Origin of the sequence: Wolbachia endosymbiont of Mansonella perstans, assembly GCF_020278605.1 — a bacterium.
Taxonomy (GTDB): Bacteria; Pseudomonadota; Alphaproteobacteria; order Rickettsiales; family Anaplasmataceae; genus Wolbachia.
In genome coordinates this window covers 1-2,305 of the sequence record NZ_JACZHU010000118.1, presented here as the reverse complement: position 1 = coordinate 2,305, position 2,305 = coordinate 1, and the positions used below count along the sequence as shown (strand labels likewise).

At 36.9% G+C, this 2,305-nt stretch carries 3 protein-coding genes and 1 pseudogene; all 4 read left to right on the top strand.

The window, feature by feature from the left end; all coding sequences use genetic code 11:
• Positions 1-243 (top strand): annotated as a pseudogene (gene leuS, locus IHO13_RS05250) (leucine--tRNA ligase); the annotation flags it as partial.
• Between the two features lie 124 nt (positions 244-367).
• Positions 368-928, top strand: a complete 561-nt coding sequence (locus IHO13_RS05245) for a hypothetical protein (RefSeq protein ID WP_410543375.1) — start codon at positions 368-370, stop codon at positions 926-928.
• A 536-nt stretch (positions 929-1,464) separates the two neighbouring features.
• Positions 1,465-1,659, top strand: a complete 195-nt coding sequence (locus IHO13_RS05240; protein WP_225538591.1) for a hypothetical protein — start codon at positions 1,465-1,467, stop codon at positions 1,657-1,659.
• Between the two features lie 134 nt (positions 1,660-1,793).
• A complete protein-coding gene (locus IHO13_RS05995; protein WP_410543374.1) occupies positions 1,794-2,117 on the top strand; it encodes a hypothetical protein in 324 nt (107 codons plus the stop codon).
• Positions 2,118-2,305: the final 188 nt, after the last annotated feature.

The window sequence follows — 2,305 nt, the reverse complement described above, 5'->3', positions numbered from 1 at the left end:
GGCGAAGGTATGCTATGTCTACAACCTTGGCCAAAAGCTGTTGAATCGTTACTGATTGATGATGTGGTAACTGTGGCAGTTCAGATCAATGGAAAATTACGTACAACAATCGGAGTGGCAGCTGACTTATCTCAAGAAGAGTTAAAGAAAATAGCAATAGACTCTGTGTCCAATAGGATTGATCAAAACAAAGTTCGTGCTATATATGCTGTACCAAATAAGGTAGTAAACATAGTTATATAAAATCTGAGTAGTGACCTTAATTTTATGGTTATACTTTTTTTAATATGCAGTTATACTCCTTTTAATATAAGGGTTATATACTTGTGCATTATATATATTTTTTTGTATGAGGAGTTATATGAAAATGAAGAGATTATGCGCCTTAGCTGTGTTACTCACTTCATCTCTAGCGGGTGCAGCTGGTGATGTAGCGGCTAATTTAGAAGGTCAGTATTGCGCAGGGTTAAACTTTGATGCTGGATGGGGTGCTGGCTTTGTAATGAAACCTAGCGTCGTTTTTGGTTACTATTATGACAAAAACTCTAAATTTGAACTTGAGGTTCTTAGTAACATTAACAACATTGCTAGTGAAGACAGGGTAGTAGGAACTAGCCTGCTGGAAAACTACCGCTTCTATCCTGACCTTGATATTGACCCTGTTAAACTATACGTCAGTAGAGGTTTAGGTGGATATGTCAAAATATTGTCTTCTTTTGGCTTTGGTGGCGGTGGTGTAAGTGCTCCAAGTGTTGGAGGTGGTGATGAAACAGGTGGTGGTGATATAGGCAATAATGCAGAAAACTTCGATAATGCAGAAGTTGGTGAAGGTGGAGCTATAAGTGGAACTGCTTCAGGTATTTATGGTACAGAAACCCTTGGTCTAGCTTTAGCAGGCAAGATACTAGGCTTATTCCCTATAAACTAAAGGTTGGGGTTGATTACGAGGTACTCCATAGATAATTGGTGTAGTTGGTGTTACTATGGGTGGGTAGTCAAGTGGTTTTAAGCCACCAGTAAAAATGCCAGCCGCAACTTTAGAGGTAGGAGTGCGTTATAATTTTTGATTAAGTTTTAGTTTCCAGAACTATATTTAGTATTTGGATGTGATCTAAAGAACATCTGACTATGTATGCTCGAGACAAAAAATTTATTGCCAGCAAACGAGTTATCTAGCTTTTTAGACGCTCATCCCTCCTTAATCCAGTCTGTTGCAAGGAAAGACAGACATAGTATGAGGCCGTATGGAAATGAAGAAACTGTTTGCACTTGCTGCACTGCTTATTTCATCTTTAGCAGGTATAGCAAAGGGTGCAGCTTGATTTAGAAAGTAAATACTACACAGGTTTAACTTTGGTTCTAGGTAGAGTAACGGCTTTAAAATGAAGCCTGGAGTTGTTTTTGGTTATCGTTATAACAAGAGATCTCAGTTCGAACTTGAGATTCCTCGGTAAGGTTTGGTCATTGAAGAGCATAGGGGCTGGCATATTAGCAAATTATCGTTATTATCCTAATCCTGATACTAATCCTGTGAAACTTTATGTTAGTATAGGCATTGAAGGGTATCTGCAAATAGTACCTTTTGGGTTCAGTAGCAGTGAAGATCTAACAAAAGAGGAATCACAAAAAGGCAGTGACAAGAAGTTTATATATTTTTGACCTGTTTTCGTATTGGAACCTTACTAGCGACCTTTTTGAAGACTTCATAGGAACAAAAAAAAGAGAAAAAAAGGATACAAGAAAGCCACCGATAAAAGAAAAAACAGAACCTACAGCAAAAGACAAAACTACTGATGGAAGAAAAACTAAAACCTACAACGGAAGGCAAAACAGAGCCACTAACGGTAGAAACGACAACACCTACGACAGAGGAAAAGCTAAAATCATCTGTGACAAAAGAAATAACAACTACAGTAGAAGATGAGAAAAAATGTTACCTAATAGATAAAATACTGGGTTCTATTTCCTATAAACTAAAGGTTGGGGTTGATTATGAAATTACTCCACAGATAGTTGATGCGGTTGGTATCACTATGGGCGGACAGCTGAGTGGTCTTAAAGCAACCAATAAAAATGCCAGATGCAACTTTAGAGGTAGAGCACGTTATAATTTTTAGTATTAATTATATATTTTTAGTATTTATGTAAAAAGAGCTGAAAATGTACTTCTTGTATAACTAAATTAGGCAAAAAAAGGCAAAAGAAGCCCTATTCAGTATTTACTTTCAGTATTGGCGTTTTTATGTCTTAAACGCTGCAAATTAGCTGCTTTTAAACACAACTAACTCAAGCTATAATATTTAGG